This is a genomic window from Cupriavidus sp. YR651 (genome assembly GCF_900101625.1).
Classification (GTDB): domain Bacteria; phylum Pseudomonadota; class Gammaproteobacteria; order Burkholderiales; family Burkholderiaceae; genus Cupriavidus.
In genome coordinates this window covers 441,781-459,405 of sequence record NZ_FMYZ01000003.1, presented here as the reverse complement: position 1 = coordinate 459,405, position 17,625 = coordinate 441,781, and the positions used below count along the sequence as shown (strand labels likewise).

19 protein-coding genes are annotated in these 17,625 nt (G+C 67.1%); 14 read left to right on the top strand and 5 right to left on the bottom strand.

Annotated features, from left to right (window positions below):
* Nucleotides 1–83 precede the first annotated feature (83 nt).
* The 8 genes from BLR29_RS11805 (at nucleotide 84) to BLR29_RS11770 (ending at nucleotide 8,835) form a co-directional block, all read left to right on the top strand.
* The gene (locus BLR29_RS11805; protein WP_255371195.1) at nucleotides 84–1,049 is read left to right on the top strand and encodes a LysR substrate-binding domain-containing protein; all 966 of its coding nucleotides are present in this window, start codon (nucleotides 84–86) and stop codon (nucleotides 1,047–1,049) included.
* A 277-nt stretch (nucleotides 1,050–1,326) separates the two neighbouring features.
* The gene (locus tag BLR29_RS11800) at nucleotides 1,327–2,730 is read left to right on the top strand and encodes an MFS transporter (protein ID WP_092137142.1); all 1,404 of its coding nucleotides are present in this window, start codon (nucleotides 1,327–1,329) and stop codon (nucleotides 2,728–2,730) included.
* 193 nt (nucleotides 2,731–2,923) lie between these two features.
* On the top strand, nucleotides 2,924–3,430 hold the full coding sequence (locus tag BLR29_RS11795; protein WP_092137322.1) for a shikimate kinase: 507 nt from the start codon (nucleotides 2,924–2,926) through the stop codon (nucleotides 3,428–3,430).
* A 302-nt stretch (nucleotides 3,431–3,732) separates the two neighbouring features.
* Complete coding sequence (gene treF, locus BLR29_RS11790; RefSeq protein ID WP_218132685.1) at nucleotides 3,733–5,514, top strand: alpha,alpha-trehalase TreF; 1,782 nt, start codon at nucleotides 3,733–3,735, stop codon at nucleotides 5,512–5,514.
* 524 nt (nucleotides 5,515–6,038) lie between these two features.
* A complete protein-coding gene (locus BLR29_RS11785; protein ID WP_092137141.1) occupies nucleotides 6,039–6,269 on the top strand; it encodes a FitA-like ribbon-helix-helix domain-containing protein in 231 nt (76 codons plus the stop codon).
* Nucleotides 6,270–6,432: 163 nt separating this feature from the next.
* Nucleotides 6,433–7,422: a Bug family tripartite tricarboxylate transporter substrate binding protein gene (locus BLR29_RS11780; RefSeq protein ID WP_092137140.1), complete on the top strand. Its 990-nt coding sequence runs from the start codon at nucleotides 6,433–6,435 to the stop codon at nucleotides 7,420–7,422.
* A gap of 52 nt (nucleotides 7,423–7,474) precedes the next feature.
* Nucleotides 7,475–8,353, top strand: a complete 879-nt coding sequence (locus BLR29_RS11775; protein ID WP_092137320.1) for a PhzF family phenazine biosynthesis protein — start codon at nucleotides 7,475–7,477, stop codon at nucleotides 8,351–8,353.
* Nucleotides 8,350–8,835 carry a RidA family protein gene (locus tag BLR29_RS11770; RefSeq protein ID WP_092137139.1) on the top strand — a complete coding sequence of 162 codons (486 nt, stop codon included), beginning with the start codon at nucleotides 8,350–8,352 and terminating at the stop codon, nucleotides 8,833–8,835. The genes BLR29_RS11775 and BLR29_RS11770 overlap by 4 nt, the downstream gene beginning before the upstream one ends.
* A 32-nt stretch (nucleotides 8,836–8,867) precedes the next feature.
* Here BLR29_RS11770 and BLR29_RS11765 read toward each other — a convergent pair whose 3' ends face one another.
* Nucleotides 8,868–9,638 carry an AraC family transcriptional regulator gene (locus BLR29_RS11765; RefSeq protein WP_092137319.1) on the bottom strand — a complete coding sequence of 257 codons (771 nt, stop codon included), beginning with the start codon at nucleotides 9,636–9,638 and terminating at the stop codon, nucleotides 8,868–8,870.
* A gap of 285 nt (nucleotides 9,639–9,923) precedes the next feature.
* Between BLR29_RS11765 and BLR29_RS11760 the strand changes: the two genes are divergently transcribed.
* From BLR29_RS11760 to BLR29_RS11750, 3 genes are all read left to right on the top strand, one after another.
* Entirely contained in the window at nucleotides 9,924–10,181 is a 258-nt protein-coding gene (locus BLR29_RS11760) for a high-potential iron-sulfur protein (RefSeq protein WP_369804597.1), read from the top strand.
* Between the two features lie 100 nt (nucleotides 10,182–10,281).
* Nucleotides 10,282–10,665 carry a cupin domain-containing protein gene (locus BLR29_RS11755; RefSeq protein ID WP_255371193.1) on the top strand — a complete coding sequence of 128 codons (384 nt, stop codon included), beginning with the start codon at nucleotides 10,282–10,284 and terminating at the stop codon, nucleotides 10,663–10,665.
* Nucleotides 10,666–10,688: 23 nt separating this feature from the next.
* A complete protein-coding gene (locus BLR29_RS11750; protein WP_092137137.1) occupies nucleotides 10,689–11,324 on the top strand; it encodes an MliC family protein in 636 nt (211 codons plus the stop codon).
* A gap of 39 nt (nucleotides 11,325–11,363) precedes the next feature.
* Here the strand turns inward: BLR29_RS11750 and BLR29_RS11745 are convergent, their stop codons facing one another.
* A complete protein-coding gene (locus tag BLR29_RS11745; protein ID WP_092137136.1) occupies nucleotides 11,364–12,881 on the bottom strand; it encodes a patatin-like phospholipase family protein in 1,518 nt (505 codons plus the stop codon).
* A gap of 158 nt (nucleotides 12,882–13,039) precedes the next feature.
* Between BLR29_RS11745 and BLR29_RS11740 the strand changes: the two genes are divergently transcribed.
* The 3 genes from BLR29_RS11740 (at nucleotide 13,040) to BLR29_RS11730 (ending at nucleotide 14,914) form a co-directional block, all read left to right on the top strand.
* Complete coding sequence (locus BLR29_RS11740; RefSeq protein WP_255371192.1) at nucleotides 13,040–13,498, top strand: MarR family winged helix-turn-helix transcriptional regulator; 459 nt, start codon at nucleotides 13,040–13,042, stop codon at nucleotides 13,496–13,498.
* 76 nt (nucleotides 13,499–13,574) lie between these two features.
* Nucleotides 13,575–14,465 carry a LysR family transcriptional regulator gene (locus BLR29_RS11735; RefSeq protein ID WP_092137135.1) on the top strand — a complete coding sequence of 297 codons (891 nt, stop codon included), beginning with the start codon at nucleotides 13,575–13,577 and terminating at the stop codon, nucleotides 14,463–14,465.
* Between the two features lie 164 nt (nucleotides 14,466–14,629).
* Nucleotides 14,630–14,914 carry a hypothetical protein gene (locus tag BLR29_RS11730; protein ID WP_092137134.1) on the top strand — a complete coding sequence of 95 codons (285 nt, stop codon included), beginning with the start codon at nucleotides 14,630–14,632 and terminating at the stop codon, nucleotides 14,912–14,914.
* Between the two features lie 90 nt (nucleotides 14,915–15,004).
* Here BLR29_RS11730 and BLR29_RS11725 read toward each other — a convergent pair whose 3' ends face one another.
* Genes BLR29_RS11725 through BLR29_RS11715 form a run of 3 tightly spaced genes read right to left on the bottom strand, consistent with a single transcriptional unit; the run spans nucleotide 15,005 to nucleotide 17,608 of the window.
* Nucleotides 15,005–15,658, bottom strand: a complete 654-nt coding sequence (locus BLR29_RS11725) for a methionine ABC transporter permease (protein WP_092137133.1) — start codon at nucleotides 15,656–15,658, stop codon at nucleotides 15,005–15,007.
* Complete coding sequence (locus tag BLR29_RS11720; RefSeq protein WP_255371191.1) at nucleotides 15,639–16,814, bottom strand: methionine ABC transporter ATP-binding protein; 1,176 nt, start codon at nucleotides 16,812–16,814, stop codon at nucleotides 15,639–15,641. The genes BLR29_RS11725 and BLR29_RS11720 overlap by 20 nt, the downstream gene beginning before the upstream one ends.
* Nucleotides 16,799–17,608, bottom strand: coding sequence for a MetQ/NlpA family ABC transporter substrate-binding protein (locus BLR29_RS11715; protein WP_092137316.1), 810 nt, complete (start codon nucleotides 17,606–17,608; stop codon nucleotides 16,799–16,801). The genes BLR29_RS11720 and BLR29_RS11715 overlap by 16 nt, the downstream gene beginning before the upstream one ends.
* Between the last annotated feature and the right edge of the window lie 17 nt (nucleotides 17,609–17,625).

The window sequence follows — 17,625 nt, the reverse complement described above, 5'->3', positions numbered from 1 at the left end:
TGTCGGTAGGAATGGGATTGACTGTATGCAGCGCCAGAAGTCATGTAAATTGAGATTTAGCGTTATTTCGATGAATTTCTGTTATGCAACGCAAGATGCCCTCGCCGGACGCCACCCTCGACACCTCCCTCGGCACCTTTCGCAGCCGCATCCGGTTGCGCCACCTGCACTGCTTCGTCGCCGTGGCGCAAACTCAGCACCTGGGCCGGGCCGGCGAGCGCCTGGGCCTGACGCAGCCGGCGGTGTCCAAGACGCTGACCGAGCTGGAGGAGCTGGTCGGCACCCGGCTGCTGGTGCGCCAGCGCGCGGGCACCGACCTGACCGCCGCGGGCATGCGCTTCCTGCGGCATGCGCTGCGCATCCTCGAGGACGTCGATGCCGCGGCCGACAGCCTGATCGGCGCCGACGCGCCGCGCCACGAACGCATCCGCCTCGGCGCGTTGCCGAGCATCGTGCCCGCGCTGCTGCTCGACGCGGTGTCGCACTTTCGCGCCCTGCATCCCGAAGTCGGGCTGGCCGTGCAGAGCGGGATGAACCGGACGCTGATCGACCTGCTCAAGGCCGACGTGCTCGACCTCGTCATCGGCCGCATGGACGACCCCGCCGCGATGGAAGGCCTGTGGTTCGAATCGCTCGGCCCCGAGCCACTGGTGCTGGCGGTGCGCGCCGGGCATCCGCTGGCGGACAACGCCAGGCCGACGATGCGCGAGGTGCTGGCCTGGCCGATGGTGATTCCCGCGCTGGGCTCCATCCCGCGCCACAGCACCGAAAGCCTGCTGGCGCGGCACGGCTTCGGGCTGCCCGAGGGCTGCCTGGAAACCGCCGACGCGTACCTGAGCCGGCTGGTCACGCAGCAAAGCGACAGCGTCTGGGCCGCGCCGCTTTCCGCCACACGCCGCGCCGTGGCCGCCGGCGAGATGGTGCTGCTGCCCATCGACACGCAGGGCACGGAGGAGCCGATCGGGCTGCTCCGGCGCAGCGATCGCACGCTGGAACCGGTGGCCGAGGCCTTCGCCGAAGGCATCCGGTCGATCGCCGCAAGCCGCTGATCCGCCGCTTCCCGAATTTTTTTTCCTGCGCGCCGGCACCCCCTCGCCGGCCCCCGCGCGCCTTGTCGCGTCGCGCCTTCGCGCCGGCGACGCCCCCGCCAGACCGCCTGCCCCTTCCGGGTTTACGCCGATGTTTCCGCGATAAAAACGCTGCGTATGATCCGTTCCTACTGAGAACATCAGTTCGCTATTAGAACAAAAACAGCAAAAACGGCCTTCCGACAGCCCGCCCAAGGGTGCCGGAACGGTCGCCAACCATCCGAAACCGGAGACAAACATGTCCCAGCCCCCACGCCCCGCGACCGGCACGCTCGACGTCCAGTCACTCATCGATGGCCAACGCTTCTCCGCGTATCAATGGCTCATCCTGGCGCTATGTTTCCTGATCGTCGCCATTGATGGCTTCGACACGGCCGCCATGGGCTACGTGGCACCAGCCCTGGTGCAAGACTGGGGAATCGATAAATCGTCACTTGGCCCGGTGATGAGCGCGGCGCTCTTCGGCCTGGCATTTGGCGCGCTGTTCGCCGGCCCGATGGCCGACCGCGTGGGTCGCAAGAAGGTGCTGGTGGCGTCCGTGTTTTTCTTCGGCGCATGCAGCCTGGCGACGGCCTTCGCGCCGACGCTCGGGTGGCTGACCGCGCTGCGCTTCCTGACCGGCCTGGGGCTGGGCGCCGCCATGCCCAACGCGGTCACGCTGATGTCCGAGTACGCGCCGGCCCGACGCCGCGCGGTGCTCGTCAACACCATGTTCTGCGGCTTCCCGCTCGGCTCCGCGGCCGGCGGCTTCTTCGCGGCGGCGATCATTCCGCACCTTGGCTGGCACAGCGTGCTGGTGTTCGGGGGCGTCGTACCGCTGGTGCTGGCCGTCGTGCTCGTGGGCGCGCTGCCCGAATCGATCCGCTACATGGTGGTGCGCCAGTATCCGGCGGCGCAGATCCGCAAGGTGCTGACCCGCGTGATTGGCCTCGCTGGCGCCAAGAGTGCCGGCGTGGAAGGCGCGACGAACTTCACCATCCATGAAGCCGCGCCCGCGGCACGATCGGCCATTGGCACGGTGCTGGCGCCGCGCTACCGGCTGGGTTCGGCCATGCTGTGGCTCACGTATTTCATGGGTCTGGTGATCTTCTACCTGCTGACCAGCTGGATGCCCACGCTGATGAAGGATGCGGGCTTCACGCTGCAGCGCGCCTCGTTCCTGACCGCGCTGTTCCCGCTTGGCGGCGGCATCGGCACCATCGCCGCGGGCTGGTTCATGGATCGCTTCAACCCGAACAAGGTCATCGCCATCACCTATGCGCTGACCGGCGTGCTGATCTACGCAGTGGGCCAGGGCACGGGCAACCAGTTCATGCTGGGCGCGCTGATCTTCCTGGCCGGCACCGCCATGAACGGCGCGCAATCGTCGATGCCTTCGCTGGCGGCGGGCTTCTATCCGACGCAAGGCCGGGCAACGGGCGTGGCGTGGATGCTTGGCATCGGGCGCTTTGGCGGCATCACGGGCGCGCTGCTTGGCGCCGAACTGCTGCGCATGCACCTGGGCTTCGATGCGATCTTCACGCTGCTGGCGATTCCGGCCTTCCTGGCCGCCGGCGCACTCGTCGTGAAGCATCTGGGCGGACGCGGCGCGGCCCAGCCCGAAGGCGCAGGGCGCGCGCACGAGGCCGTGTCGGGGCATTGAAGCTGTTGAACGTGTGTAGGGAAGCCTGTGTAGGGAAGCGCGCATGGAAGCGTGCGTTGAAGCGCCCCCGGCGCCTGACGGGCCTTGATTCACGCACCGATCGTGCTACCGTTCACAGGAGCGCACAAAACGCCGCCCGGAGGCCGGGCGGCGCACGATCTTGGACCAGCACAACCTCTTCTTCATCGGCTTCATGGGCGCGGGCAAGACCACGATCGGGCGGACCGTCGCCCGGCATCTGGGCCGGCCCTTCTTCGATTCCGATCACGAGATCGAAGCGCGCTGCGGCGTGCGCATCGCCACCATCTTCGAGCTGGAAGGCGAGGAAGGATTCCGCCAGCGCGAAACCCGCATCATCGATGAACTGACGCGCCGCAGCGGCATTGTGCTGGCCACCGGCGGCGGCGCGGTCCTGCGGCCCGAGAACCGCGACATGCTGCGCATGCGGGGCCGCGTGATCTACCTGGATGCCTCGCTGCCCGAGTTGTGGCGACGCACGCGCCGCAACCGGAACCGCCCGCTGCTGCAGGCCGACAACCCGCGCGCGCGCCTGGAAGCGCTGTTCCGCGAGCGCGACCCGATCTATCGCGAGATCGCCGACATCATCATGCCGGCGCACTGCGGCAGCGTCGCGCAGGCCGCGTCCGCCGTACTAGCTCAACTTGGCCTGCCGGCGATGGACGTCACGGCCCACGACTGAAGGTTGTTTAAAAAAGATCCTGGCGTCGTTGCGCGGCCTGGTCGTACCACTTGTACTGCCTGCGGCCGCGCGTCTAGCCAGGACCGCTTCGCTTCATTTTGAAACAACCTTCAGAAGCGACAAGAGCCACGAGAGCCACAAGAGCCACGAGCGTCACGAAACCCGCGCCCCGGCCATCGCCGGAGCCACTTGAACCATGCCCGGTGGCACCGAATCTCACGGTGACACGACCCACGTGGGAGGCCTCCTCATGCGGCTGCAAGACAGGATAGCGCTGGTCATCGACGGCGGGCTGCTCTGGAATGATGCGAAGCAGTGACGCCAGCCCCCCGGGCGGGGTCCCGCATGTTCCGCCGCATGTGCGGCCGGCAAAGGCCGATGCGAGCGCGCGCGCGGCAACGCCCGCCGGCACGGCGCATCCGTCTCATTGCCACGCGCACGCGCCGACGATCACGCACCTGCCCTGCCCCGGTCCTTGCACGCTGCCGGGCTGCGCCGCCGCGGACGCGGTGTCGCCCGCCGAGCGCTATGCCGAACTGTTCGTCGACGTGCAGGCCAGCGGCTTGTTCGCCGACAGCAAGACGTTTCCCGATTGCATGCCGCTGGTAGACCCGGACACCATCCTCGCGCGCTACCGGGCGCAGCGCGATGCGCCGGACTTCTCCCTCGACGCCTTCGTGCAGGCCCACTTTGCGCGCGAGACGATTCCCGACGACCACTACATCTCCGACCCGCGCAGTTCGTTGCGCGACCACATCGACGGGCTGTGGCCGGTGCTGACGCGGGAGCCCGGCGAGCATCCGCCGCTTTGTTCGCTGCTGCCGCTGCCGCGCCCCTACGTCGTGCCGGGCGGGCGCTTCCGCGAGCTGTACTACTGGGATTCCTATTTCACGATGCTGGGGCTGTCGGCCAGCGGGCGCTACGATCTGCTGCGCGCGATGGCCGACAACTTCGCCTACCTGATCGACACCTACGGCCTGGTGCCCAACGCCACGCGCACCTACTACCTGAGCCGCTCGCAGCCGCCGGTCTTCGCGCTGATGACCAGCCTGTTCGAGCGACAGGGCATCGACGCCGCGCTGGTCTACCTGCCCCAGCTGAAACAGGAATATGCCTTCTGGATGGATGGCGCCGGGCACCTGCCGCCGGGCGCGGCGCACCGGCGCGTGGTGCGGTTGCCCGATGGCACGCTGCTGAACCGCTACTGGGACGACCGTGCCCACCCGCGCGAGGAAGCGTACCTGGAGGACGTGGCAACGGCGCAGCGGAGTGGCCGGCCGGCCCACCTGGTCTACCGCGATCTGCGCGCGGCGGCGGAATCGGGCTGGGATTTCAGTTCGCGCTGGTGCGAGGCGGCGGCGCCGGGCACGTCGACAACGCCGGCCAGCGACCTCGCGACGATTCGCACGACCGCGATCCTGCCGGTCGATCTCAATGCCCTGCTCTGGCAGACCGAATGCCGGCTGGCCGCACTGTCCGACGCGGCGGGCGACACCGCGGCGGCGGCGGGATACCGTGACGCGGCGGACCGCCGGCGCGACGCCATCGCCGCGACCATGTGGGACGACCGCGCCGGCGCGTTCTTCGACTTCGACTGGCACCGCGGAACGTTGCGCACGCAGCTGACCGCGGCCACGCTGATGCCGCTGTACCTGCGCATGGCCACGCCCGAACAGGCTACGCGCGTCGCGGATGCGGTGGCGGCCCGGCTGGTCGAGGAAGGCGGACTGGCGACCACCGAGAGCGACTCCGGGCAGCAATGGGACCGGCCCAACGGCTGGGCGCCGCTGCAATGGATCGCCATTCACGGACTGCGCCACTACGGATGCCACGCGCTGGCCGACGACATCGCGCACCGCTGGCTGGCCACCGTGGCCAGCCTCTACACCCGCGAATACAAGCTGGTGGAGAAGTACCGGCTACAACGGGCGCCCGACGACGGGGCGGTGGGCGGGGGAGGTGGGGAATACCCGCTGCAGGATGGCTTTGGCTGGACCAACGGTGTGGTGAGCGCACTACTGATGGAATACCCGGACCACCCCGCCACCCGCTGCGAGGCTGGCAAGTCCGATGCCAATATGTAGCGGCCGCATGGGAAACCGCTCCGCCGAGGCTACACAATGGCTGGCGGGCGGAGCGGCCCGCCTTTATCGGAATCGCATTCCTTTGTTCAGAATCGAGGCGACGCGGAACCTGCTTTTCCCGGCTTCGACCTCCATCGGCCATTAACTCATGTGAGTTATTGGCGCCTGGCGCCGGGGAAGTCACACTTCTCGCAGGGCCACTCGACACGGTCCAAAACGACTTGGCAACTCTTAATACCCCGACGATCCCGCGCGTCGGGGTAATTTCTTTTGCGGGCCGTTTTTCTGCAGCGCCCCTCAGGCGCGACTGGCCACGACGTGCTTGCAGGCACGCCGCACGCCGCACGCTGCCTCCCCCATCGAACATCCATCGCACGCCGCTCGCACGCTCCGCGCATTCTCCGCGCATCGGCGCGATGCCGACGCTTGCCCAGGATCAACCCGCTCGTCACAGGTGGACAAGAATTTCGGGCGCTTGCAGAGGCATGATGACGGCCGGTTCTTGCACTTCAGGAAAACCCATCATGCCAACTCTCACCGTTCGAAACCTGGACGACGACATCGTGAACCGGCTCCGCCAGCAGGCCGTCATGAACGGCCGCAGCGCGGAAGCCGAACATCGCGCGATCCTGGCGCAGGCGCTGCGGGGCACGCCGCGCAAATCGCTGGTGGCATTCGTCGTGGATGCCCCCGGCGAGGCGCGCAACGAGAGAGACGAGAGCGACAAGAGCGATGTCGCACGGCCTCCTCAGTAGGGCCACGTCTCGCGCAGGCCTACGGTGTCAACGCGTCGCGCATCGGCTCCCGGACGGACGACAACGGAGAGTGTCGCCAATCGGATCGCACCGTGTCGCCTTCCGGTTTGGCCGGCGAAGGACGCGCTCCTAGACTCGGTGCGTCGATCCACGGAGAACACCCATGCCATCCTCGTCGCACTGGTTTCGCAAGCTGCCGCCAACGGCTTTTGCCACGCTTGCCATCGTCAACATCCATCCGGCGCTCGCCGATCCCTGGCCGGTCAAACCCGTCACGCTCGTCGTGCCCTTCCCCGCCGGCGGCGGCACGGACCTCGTCGTGCGCAGCCTCCAGCCGCAGCTCCAGCGCGAGCTCGGGCAGCCCGTCGTCATCGACAACCGCAGCGGTGCCGGTGGCACCATCGGCTCCACCTTTGTCGCCCGCGCGGCAGCCGATGGCTATACGGTGGGGGTCGTCACCACCAGCACGCACGCGGTCAGCGTGAGCGTGTATCCGCGCCTGCCCTACAACCCGGCGAAGGACTTTGCCTATGCGGGCTTCATCGGCACTTCGCCCTATGTGCTGGCGGTCAACCGCGACCTCGCGTCGCGCGACACCCGCGCGCTGATCGCCCGGCTCAAGGCTGGGGCCGGCAAGAGCCAGTACAGCTTTGGCTCGGTCGGCGTGGGCACCGTTTCCCACCTGATCGGGGAACAGTTCCAGAAGCTGGCGAGCGTGCCGCTGACCCACGTGCCATATCGTGGCGCGGCGCCGGCCTATACCGACCTGATCGGCGGCCAGGTGCAGCTGATGTTCGACAACCCCGTCGGGCTGGCCCCGTACATCAAGGCGCAGAAGGTCGTGGCGATTGCGACCACGGCGCCAACGCCCCTGCTGGCCGACGTGCCGACGTTCGCCAGCCAGGGCATCGACCACTTCGACCAGCAACTCTGGTATGGCGTGGCCTTCCCCAAGGGCACGCCGGCGGCCATCGTCGACAAGTTCAACGCGGCGCTCAACAAGGTGCTGTCGGACAAGGCCGTGGCCGCCGACCTCGCCGGCAAGGGTGTCACCGCCCAACCAGGCACCCCGGCCGCGCTGCAGTCCGCCGTGCAGAAAGACATCCCCTACTGGGGCACGATCGCGAAATCCGTGGGAGCGACCCTTGAATAAGACGACACCCGACAATGGGCCCATCAGTGTTGCCGGTGGCACTCCCGGCGATATTCCCGATGACGTGACGCTGATTCGCGTGTTCGTGCGCGGCGCCGGTGGCGGCAATCCGGTGCCGCTCGTGGCCGATGCCACAGGCATGACGGCGGCAGCCATGCAGGCCGTGGCGGCCCGGCACGGCCACGAATCCGCCTTCGTGCTGCCACCGGACACCCCGGGTTGCGACTGGCGCCTGCGCTTCTTCGTGCCCCAGCACGAGATGGAAATGTGCGGGCATGCCACCGTCGGCACGCTTTGGGCGCTACGCCAGTGGGGCCGCTGGACCAGCGACGTGGCGCGCATCGAGACGCTCAGCGGCATCGTCCTGGCACGCTGGGACGATGCGGCGCAGCGCGTCTGGATCTCGCAGCCGGCCGCCAGCGTCCAGACGTTGGGCGCACATGATTGCCAACGCGTCGCGGAAGTGCTTGGTCTTCCTGCGGAGGCGGCCCGGTATGCCATGCACAACGCGTCAACCAGCCGCGTGAAGACGCTGGTCGCGCTGCCGTCGGTCGACATGCTGGACAGCCTGCAGCCGGACTTCGGCCGCATCGAAGCGCTGTGCGAATCGATCGGTTCGACCGGCTTGTACCCGTTTGCCCACGGAGCCGTGGCCGTTGGCGGCCAGCCGGTGATCCACGCACGACAGTTCCCGAAGTCTTCCGGCTATCCGGAAGACGCGGCCACCGGCATTGCCGCGGCGGCACTGTGGGGATACCTGACGGGCATCGGCCCGCTGGCCCGGCCCGGCGAGGCGCCCCCTTCCATCGCCGTGCGCCAGGGCGATACCATGGGCAGCCCGTCTGAGATTTTCGTCGCCCCCCGGCACGATGACGGCGGGCAGCCGGCCGGATGCTGGCTCAGTGGCAATGTGGAATGGAGTCAACCATGACGAAGGAAACTCCGGAGCAACGACTGGCGGCGGCACAGTTCGCGCTGCCGCCCGCCCCGACGCCGCGCGGCAACTATGCGCCGTACTGTGCGATCACGCCCGGTGGGTTGCAGTGGGTGTCCGTGGCCGGGCAAGTGAGCCGGCAGGATGGTGTGCCGATGTCGGGGCAGTGCCGGACCGACGACGACATCGCGCCAGCCAGCCGCGCTGCCGAGGTGGCCATGCGCAACGCGCTGGCGGCATTGCAGGCGGCCTGTGGCGGGCATTTGGACCGTGTCGCGCAGATCGTCCGCTTACGCGGCTTTATTCGCGCCGCGCCCGAGTTCACGCGTCATGCGGCCGTGCTCGATGCCGCGTCGGCGGTGCTGCGGACCGCGTTTCCGACACAACCCCTGCCGGCGCGCAGTGCGCTGGGCGTGTCCAGCCTGCCGGACCAGACCTGGATCGAGATCGAGATCGACGCGCTCGTGGCATCGGCCTGAAAGGTCCGCGACGAGCGGCTCCTGACGAACGGTCACCGGTCCGGCGCGACCTCGCGCAACAGGCGCCCCAGGTGGCCGCTGCTGGCAAACCCCAACTGGACGCTGACGCTGGCAAGCGTGCGTCCTTCGTTTATCAGCGTCCGCGCGTGCGTCGCCAGCACGCGCCGCCGCACGGCTACCGGGCTCGCGCCAAACTCGAGCTGGCAGGCACGTTGCAATTGACGGATCGACACGCCGAGTTCGCTCGCGACGCCATCGATCGAAGGCAGCGGCGCGTCACGCTCCAGCGCGGCCACGAAGCGGCGCACCATGCGCAGCGCCACCGATGCGGGCTCTTCCGGCAAGGCCAACGGTGCGCCCGCCAGAATCTGTTCGACGATCGCGCGGACGAGGAGCGCCCCGCTGGAAGCGGCGAGCGTCGGCGTGAGCAGCGCCTCCAGCATGGCGAGGGTCGCCGCGTCCAGATGGATCGCCCCGAACTGTCGGCAGCCACGCAGGCGCTCGGGCGGCAGGTAGAGTTCGCCATGCTGCTGGCGGCCCGGCTGGGAAACGGTGAGGTGGGTGGTGGCCGTCGGCAGCAGCACGGCCGTGCCACGCGCCAGCGTGGCGGTGTGAGGCACATCGCCTTCGCCCGCGCGGTCATCCCATGCGGTCCTGAGACTTCCCATGCGCGGCCACAGCAGCATGCCGCAATCGTGCGTGTGCCATTCACGCCGGAAATCGGGCTGCCGGCTGTAATGCAGCGCGTAGCCGAGATCGGCGGTCAGGTGGAGCTTGGGAGACAGGCGGGGGATGTCGGCCATGATGGGATCGGCGGCGGGCACCCCGGCGCCGTGCGTCCGGGCAATGCCCCATGGCCGTCGATCATACGCCTCATGCACCGGAGCGGCCGCCCAGGTTCCCCTCCGGCGGCGCGGCGGTTGCCATGCCACATTCGACGAGGCCTCTCCGGAGGCGCGGGATCAAGACGCCGCCTGGAAAACTCCAGTAAGCTGCGCGACAAACAGGCTCACACAACAGGACTCCCCATGCCGCGCCGTCGCCAGTTTCTTCAAGCCATTCCCGTCGTCATCGCCACCGGATTTGCCATGACGGCATCGGTCACCAGTACGTCCGCCCAGGCGGCGGTGCTCGACGAGCAGGACCCCCAGGCCGTGAAACTTGGCTACAAGGCCGACACCACCAAGGTGGACGCTCAGAAATTTCCGAAGCACAAACCCAGCCAGACCTGCGCCAACTGCCAGCTCTACCAGGGGGACAGCACCAGCGCCACGGGCGGATGCGTGCTCTTCGGCAGCAAGGAAGTGGCGGCCAAGGGATGGTGCACCGCCTGGGAGCAAGGCTGACGCGGGCGCCGCATCCGTCCTGCTGCTGGCCCGGAACATTGCGATCCGGAACAGCGGGACTACACTTACGGCTTCGACATTCCGCATCCTGCACGCAGCCGTGTCCACGCCTCTCGCTACCCTCCCCGCCCTGACCAATTTCCGTGCCGATCCGGCCCCGGCGCACGACCGTCCACGTCCGGACCGGCTCGTGCAGGGCAACCCCGACCGCACCACCTGGACGCACTACAGTGCCGCGCAAGGCGACTTCGATTGCGGGATCTGGGCGTGCGAACCGGGTGCCTGGCGCATCGCCTTTCCGGCCGGCAAGGAGGAGTTCTTCCACGTGATCAGTGGCCGGCTGCGCATTACAAGTCACGCCGGCGAGGCGCGCGAGTTCGGTCCCGGCGACGCCTGCGTCATTCCGGCCGGTTTTGAAGGGGTATTCGAAGTCATCGAACCAGTGCGCAAGCACTTCGTCGTATTGGATCGCAACACGGGCTGACCACGCCCGGAGGAGGCCGCGCCATGTCCAGACGTCCCTGCATCGTGACCGCAGCGCTACTCCTGCCATGGCTCGCCGGCACATCGCAAGCCGCGAGCCCCAGCTTCGACTGCAAGAAAGCGGACGGCGAGATCGAGCAACTCGTCTGCAAGGACAACACGCTGGCGCGGCTGGACAAGGAAACGACCCGGCTGTACGGGCTGGCGCTCGATGCGCGCTCCCTCGGCACGGCCAGCAAGAAGACGCTGATCGCCGAACAACGCGGCTGGATCAAGGGCCGCAACGATTGCTGGAAGGCGAACGACCCGCGCGCCTGCACAACCACGAGCTATGTGAACCGCATCTACACGCTGCGGCAGAACTATGCCGGCGCGCGTACGCGCGATGACAAGGGCATCAGCACCGGGCCGTTCACGATCCGGTGCCCGGGCGTGGATGCCGCCATCGCCGGCACATTCGTCCAGACCGACCCGGGCTATGCCTACCTGACGTGGCTGGACCAGCAGTGGCTGCTCCAGCAGACGCGATCGGCTTCCGGCGCCCGCTACACCGCCAAGGCCGACGCGGGCGAAGCCATGTTCTGGGACAAGGGTCCGGACGCGCTGTTCACGCTGCCCGGCAAGCCCGAGATGAACTGCCGCGTGGAGATGCCGGGCTAGATGCCGGGCCAGGTGTGGAGTTTCGGCAGGTGGTGCGCCCTACTTTCCCGCGGGTGCTGTGGGTGCTGTGGGTGCCGTGGGTGCCGTGGGTGCTGTGGGTGCTGTGGGTGCTTCTCCTGATCGCGTCGGATCCACCACGATCCTGGCGCCGACATCGCGCAGGAGCCGCTGGAAATCGGGCGAGGCCATGATGATCTTCCCCGCGGCGGCGCGCAGGCGATCCACTGCCTCGGCCGGAAGATAGAACGAGGTCGGCAGCTCGTTCAGGTAAGCCAGTTCCTCCTTGTCCGTCAACTTGTCGAACGACACATCAATGGCATAGATGGTCGCGTCCGGCGTGCGTAACGCCGTGGTCACCGCGGCATCCTTGTTCGCCGAAAACGCGGAGGACGCCCGGACGCCGCGCATGGAACGCCACCGCGCCTGCGTATCCCTCAACAATTCCGTCGCCTCGTAGGAGTAGTGGTCGATCGGAACGCCCGTGGCCTTGACCAGTATCTCCAGGGTTCCCGGTGGAGATTCCGACTTGTCCCATGCCGTCCTGGGTACGGACAGGGAATTGACGACAAACACAACGATCCTGCGCGTATGGTCGAGCGGCGAAGGTACGCCAATCAGGTGCAGCGCCTCCATCAGCTCGAGGGCATCCAGCACGCTGCGCATCCCGAGATTGTCCGACACGCCCCCATCCACGACATGAATATAGGGGCGGTTGATGCTGTCGCCGAATTCCGCCTCTTCCCGCAGATGCCGAGTCGCGCGCGCGGCGGGACGGGGCGGTTCGGCGCTCTCGATGAACGGCTTGATCCAGGCTGGCGTCGTGTAGCCGCAGGTGCCGCCGTAGTTGTTGAGGGTAATGGGTGTCAGCACCACGGGCACGGCCGATGACGCGGCCGCTGCGCGGGAAAGCCGCAACGCGTTCAGGTCCGAGCAGAGCACGTCGAACGTGGACTGCGTAAAGGGCAGGCGGGCGCCGGTGGAGATGTCCGTCGCCGACGCGACGATAAACGGTCCGTGTCCGCGATTGAGGTCGCCGAACGTGGCGCCGTGGAACAGGATCTCGTCATACAGGTCCGCCGCCAACTCCGATCGACCCCAGCCGCTCGACCATAGCGACGGCCAGTAGACCGGATTAAGCGTGCGGAATGTAATCGTGCCCTGGACGTCCCGCTTGAGGAAGTTTTGTTCGTAGTCATCGAAGAGCTTGTCGCCGTAGAGGCCATAGGCGAGCGCCGTAAAGCTTCCACCCGACACACCGGTGATGACGCCGACATGGTCGAGCAGGCGAGACTTGTTGCCCTTTGGCCCGACCGCTACGGTATTCCGCAAGAATTCAAGGACGCCATACGAGAACGCGGCGGCGCGCGTGCCGCCGCCCGAGAAAGCAAGAATGACCAGGTTCTCGTTGTCCGACGAATACTGCGGGCGCGTGAAGAACCGATAACCGGTATCGGGATCGGCATGGGCGATAGGCGGATTGACCGGCCGGCTGGCACAGCCCCCAAGCAGCAGCAACAACGCAAGTATCAGCCATGCAGATGTCGACGATCGACTCATGGATCCTCCCGGTCGGGCAATGGCGGCCTCGCTGTCACGATCAAACTGCCAATGTCATTCAGCATAGTCTGAAAAGCCGCTTTGGACCTCGCCGCTGCCAACCTTGACAATGCCTGCTCAGGCAGATAGATTCCACGCGACCATCATCACCGGGGACCATGATGCAATCGGCCAAGCGCCCCGTTTTGACGCAATTGAGCTCCGGCGACCTCGGTTACCTGGTCACGCAAGTCCGCAATCAGGTCCTGGCCAGCATCGAGCGGGAATTGGCACCGCTCCAATTGACAGCTGCCCAGTTTGTCGTCCTCAACATTCTCATCAATGGCCGGGGCCGCACGCTAAGTGAGTTCTGCAAGCTGATTGGCTATGACTCCGGCGCCATGACGCGGCTGCTTGACCGTATCGAAAGCAAGGGCTTCATCCGACGTGTGGAGAATCCCTCGGACCGGCGCAGCTACCTGGTTGAACTGACAGACGCAGGCACCGCCATTTTTCCGCAGGCGCGCGCCGGCACGCAACGGGCGCTAGGCGGCCTGCTTGCCGGCTTCTCGGAGGATGACGCAACGCTGTTGCGTGACATGCTGCAACGCATCCTCGTCAACGCGAGCGAAACCTGACCCGGCTTTTTTTCAACAACTATCTGCCTGGGCATATTCAGCAGAGACAGATCCACTGAACATGACTGCTGATGTGATGGACGACCTCCTTGACTGGCGCGACTGGGAAAACTTCTGCAGGGTCGTGGAGGCCGGCGGATTCACAGCCGCGGGTGCCCGGGCCGGGCTGCCAAAATCCTCGGTCAGCGCCTCCGTGGCGCGGCTCGAAAGCCAGCTTGGCATGCGGTTGCTGGAGCGAACCACCCGCCGCGTGCGCGCCACCGAAGCCGGCGATGTGCTCTATGCGCGCTCGGCGCCACTGCTTGCCGCCCTGCGGGATATCGCGGCCGACGCGAAATCGGCAACGCACGAAGTCCGGGGAACACTGCGGGTGACCGCACCCTACGAGAGCGGATGGCTGCATTTGTCGCCGGCACTCGCAACGCTCCTCAAGGCGTATCCCGACCTGCGCGTCGAGATCGATGAGTCGCGAGCAGTACCCGATCTGGTCGAGCAAGGATATGACGTCGCCTTTGTCAGGACCACCACGGAGCTGCCAGGTAGCTCGATGGTGAGCCGGCGCGTGGTGGCGATGGAGCGGGCCTTCTATGCATCCCCTTCGCTGTCCAGGAAGCGGGGGCTTCCCGGCGCGCCACAGGAGCTTGAAGGATGGCCCGCGATCCTGGAGCCCGGCGACAAGCACTGGGAGTTCTGCCAGCACGGGAAAGAGCTGGCGCGCGTGCCCATGCAGGCACGCGTCCGGACTTCCAATGCGGAGATGCGCGTGCGCGCGGCCATCGACGGATTGGGCGTGGCGCGCCTCGCGTCGCGCTATGTCGACGAATACCTCAAGCGCGGCGAGCTTGTGCGGGTCTTGCCCGCATACCATTCGTCGCCATCCAGGATCTATGCGCTCACCCCGGCGCGCCGGCTGATGCCGGCCAAGGTACGCGCCTTGCTCGACGCCATCGGCAGCGTCAGTGAATAGCAGCGCCCTGCCGAGGCTGACCAGGCGTTTCCCGAGATCGGGCAAGAATGCTGCCAGCGATTGTCCAGGCTCGTGAACAGCCTGGCGATGGCAAGCGCTTTTTCCGGTCTGCCGGCTGATCTAGAGTGGGTCCATCGCTTCCACCCACCCGGAGACAACGCAGCATGAACCGCCTCGCACGCACCACCCACCTCGCCGCCGCCCTGCTTTGCGCCATCGGCCTTTCACTGGCGGCCGGCGCGGCAAACGCCACCACGCCAGCGTCCGAACTCGTCCGCCTGGACGGTAGTGTCGGCCGCAAGGTCGACGCCTTCACCGACGGCGCCGGCATCGTCCAGCGCGACGTGTACGCCGGCGGCGCGCGCAGCGTCCACGAACCGCGCGACGTGTTCACCGACGGCGCGCGCAGCGTGCATGAGCCGCGCGACGTATTCACCGACGGCGCCTGATCACTTCACGCCAGCACTCACGGACGCACCACGGACGCATCGCCGTCCGCTGTCTGCGTCCACGACAACCTCGATCTGGCGCGTTCCACGCTACCGCGCCCGCAAGCGCCTGACGCCAAAGTCCCCCAGCGCCTGCACCGCGGTCACCAGCACGATCAGCACCGCAATCACCACCATCATCACGACCGTGTCGAAGCGCTGGTAGCCATAGCGGATGGCCAGATCGCCGAGCCCGCCCGCTCCCACTGCGCCGGCAATCGCGGACGCACCGATCAGCGACACCACCGTGATCGTGAATCCGCCGAGGATGCCCGGCAGCGCCTCGGGCAACAGCACATGCCAGACAATATGGCGGCGCTCGCAGCCCATCGCCTGTGCGGCCTCGATCAGCCCGTGCTCCACCTCGCGCAGACTGACCTCGGCGATGCGCGCGAAGAACGGCGTGGCGCTGATGGCCAGCGGGACCACGGCAGCCCACACACCGATCGTCACGCCCACCACCAGGCGCGTGAACGGCAGCAGCGCCACCAGCAGCACAATGAACGGTGTGGCGCGGAAGCCGTTGACGACCGCGCCTGCCAGCCGGTGAAAGCGCGGCGACGGCCGCATGCCGTTCGGTGCGGTCACCACCAGCAGCAACGCCAGCGGCAGCCCGGCGAGCGCCGCGATCAACGCGGATGCGCTGACCATGGTCAGGGTATCGAGCAACGCATTCCAGAGACGATCAACGAGAATCGGAGACATAACCTAGCGTGGTGACGTGATGGGCAAGATGAGCGTTCGGCGCCGGATCGGCCGGGCCATGTGCGGGCACGGCCAGGAGCAAGGTGCCCTGCGTGTGGCCCTGTATCCGGTCCAGACTGCCGTGCAACAGACGCACGCCGCCGCCGAGCGTGGCTGCAAGCTGCGACAGGTCGGGAGCCTCGCCGCCGCTATAGCGCAACTCGATCACCCGTTGCCACGCGCCATGGCCATCGGGCCGGTCACGCAGACGCCGCGCAATATCCTCCGGCACGCGCGTGGCCAGCGGTGCCAGCAGCGCGCGCGTGGCATCATGCGTCGGATTGCCGAACACCTGCCAGACGGGCCCGGCCTCCGCAATCGCACCGCCCTCCAGCACCAGTACCCGGTCGCAGATCGCGCGGATGACGCGCATCTCGTGCGTGATCAGGACGATGGTGATGCCGAGCCGCGCATTGATATCGCGCAGCAGCGCCAGTATCGACTGCGTCGTCTCGGGGTCCAACGCGGACGTGGCCTCGTCGCAGAGCAGGATGTCGGGCCGATGCACCAGCGCGCGCGCAATCCCGACGCGCTGCTTCTGCCCGCCCGACAGCCGTCCGGGATACGCATCGGCCTTGCCCTCCAGTCCGACCAGCGCGAGCAGTGACGCCACGCGCTCCCGTACCTCGGCGCGCGGCACCCCGGCCACCTTGAGCGGCAATCCCACGTTCTCGGCTACCGTCTTCGCGGAGATCAGGTTGAAATGCTGGAAGATCATGCCGATGCGGCGGCGCAAGGCCACCAGCTCGCGGTGGCCCAGCGTGGCCACATCGACGCCGTCCACGCGGACACGACCGCCAGTCGGCGTCTCGAGCCCGTTGATCGTGCGCAGCAAGCTGGACTTGCCCGCGCCACTTCGGCCGATGATGCCGAAAATGCCGCCAGCGGGAATCTCCAGATCGATCTCGCGCAACGCCTGCACCGACCCGTTGGCCGCGTGGTACGTCTTGCTCACCTGGTCGAAGCGGATGGCGCCCGCATCGGGCGTGCCGACGCTTTCCTGATGCAGCAGCGGCGACGCGGGCGCCTCCGACGACGTGGGCGCCTGGAAACCCCGGCGCCACAGCGGAAAGCTGGCGGCCATGTCTGGCGACTCCCGGGTCAGCGCTTCAGCCATGGCAGGCTGTAGAGCTTGTCATTGTTGGCGAAGGAAGTGCCGAGCTGCTTGCGCACCGCCGGCGACTCCTGATAGATCTTCACGAAGCGGGCGACCCTAGCGTCGTTGGCGTTGTCCTCGCGCGTGACGAAGCGAATCGCGAAGTAGGTGTCATCGACCCCCGAATACAGCAGCCCCGCGCCCGCCACCTGCGGCTTGCCCGCGTTGACGAAATGCGCCGGGTAGCCCTGCGCGAGGTCCACGTCATCGAGGGCGCGCACCAGCTGCGGCCCCTCCACCTCCACCCATTTGAGCTTTCGCGGATTGGCGGCGATATCGTTGATGCTGCCTTTCGCGCCCACGCCATCGCGCAGCTTGATCAGGCCCGCCTTCTGCAACAGCAGCAGCCCGCGCCCCTGGTTGACCGGATCGTTGGCCACGCCAACGCGCGCGCCGTCCTTGAGATCCTCGAACCGCTTGATGTGCGTCGAGTAGAGGCCGATGTTCGGCAGCACGCCCAGCGCCACGCTGCGGAACTTGTAGCCGCGCTCCTTGATGGCATTGTCGAGGAACGCCTGATGCTGGAAGTAGTTGAGATCGAGATCGCCGGCGGCCAGCGCCACGTTGGGCGTGGTCCAGTCGGTGAACTCGATTACCTTGACGTCGAGGCCCTGCTTGCGGGCCTCGGTGGCGGCCACCTCGACGGAGTCGGCCAGCGAACCCGGCGTGACACCGATGGTAAGGGGCACCGCATGCGCCTGGGCGGCGATGACGAACGAGGCGAAAAGCGGAAGCAACAGCGAAGATTTCAGCATGATGATTGGCAGGAAAT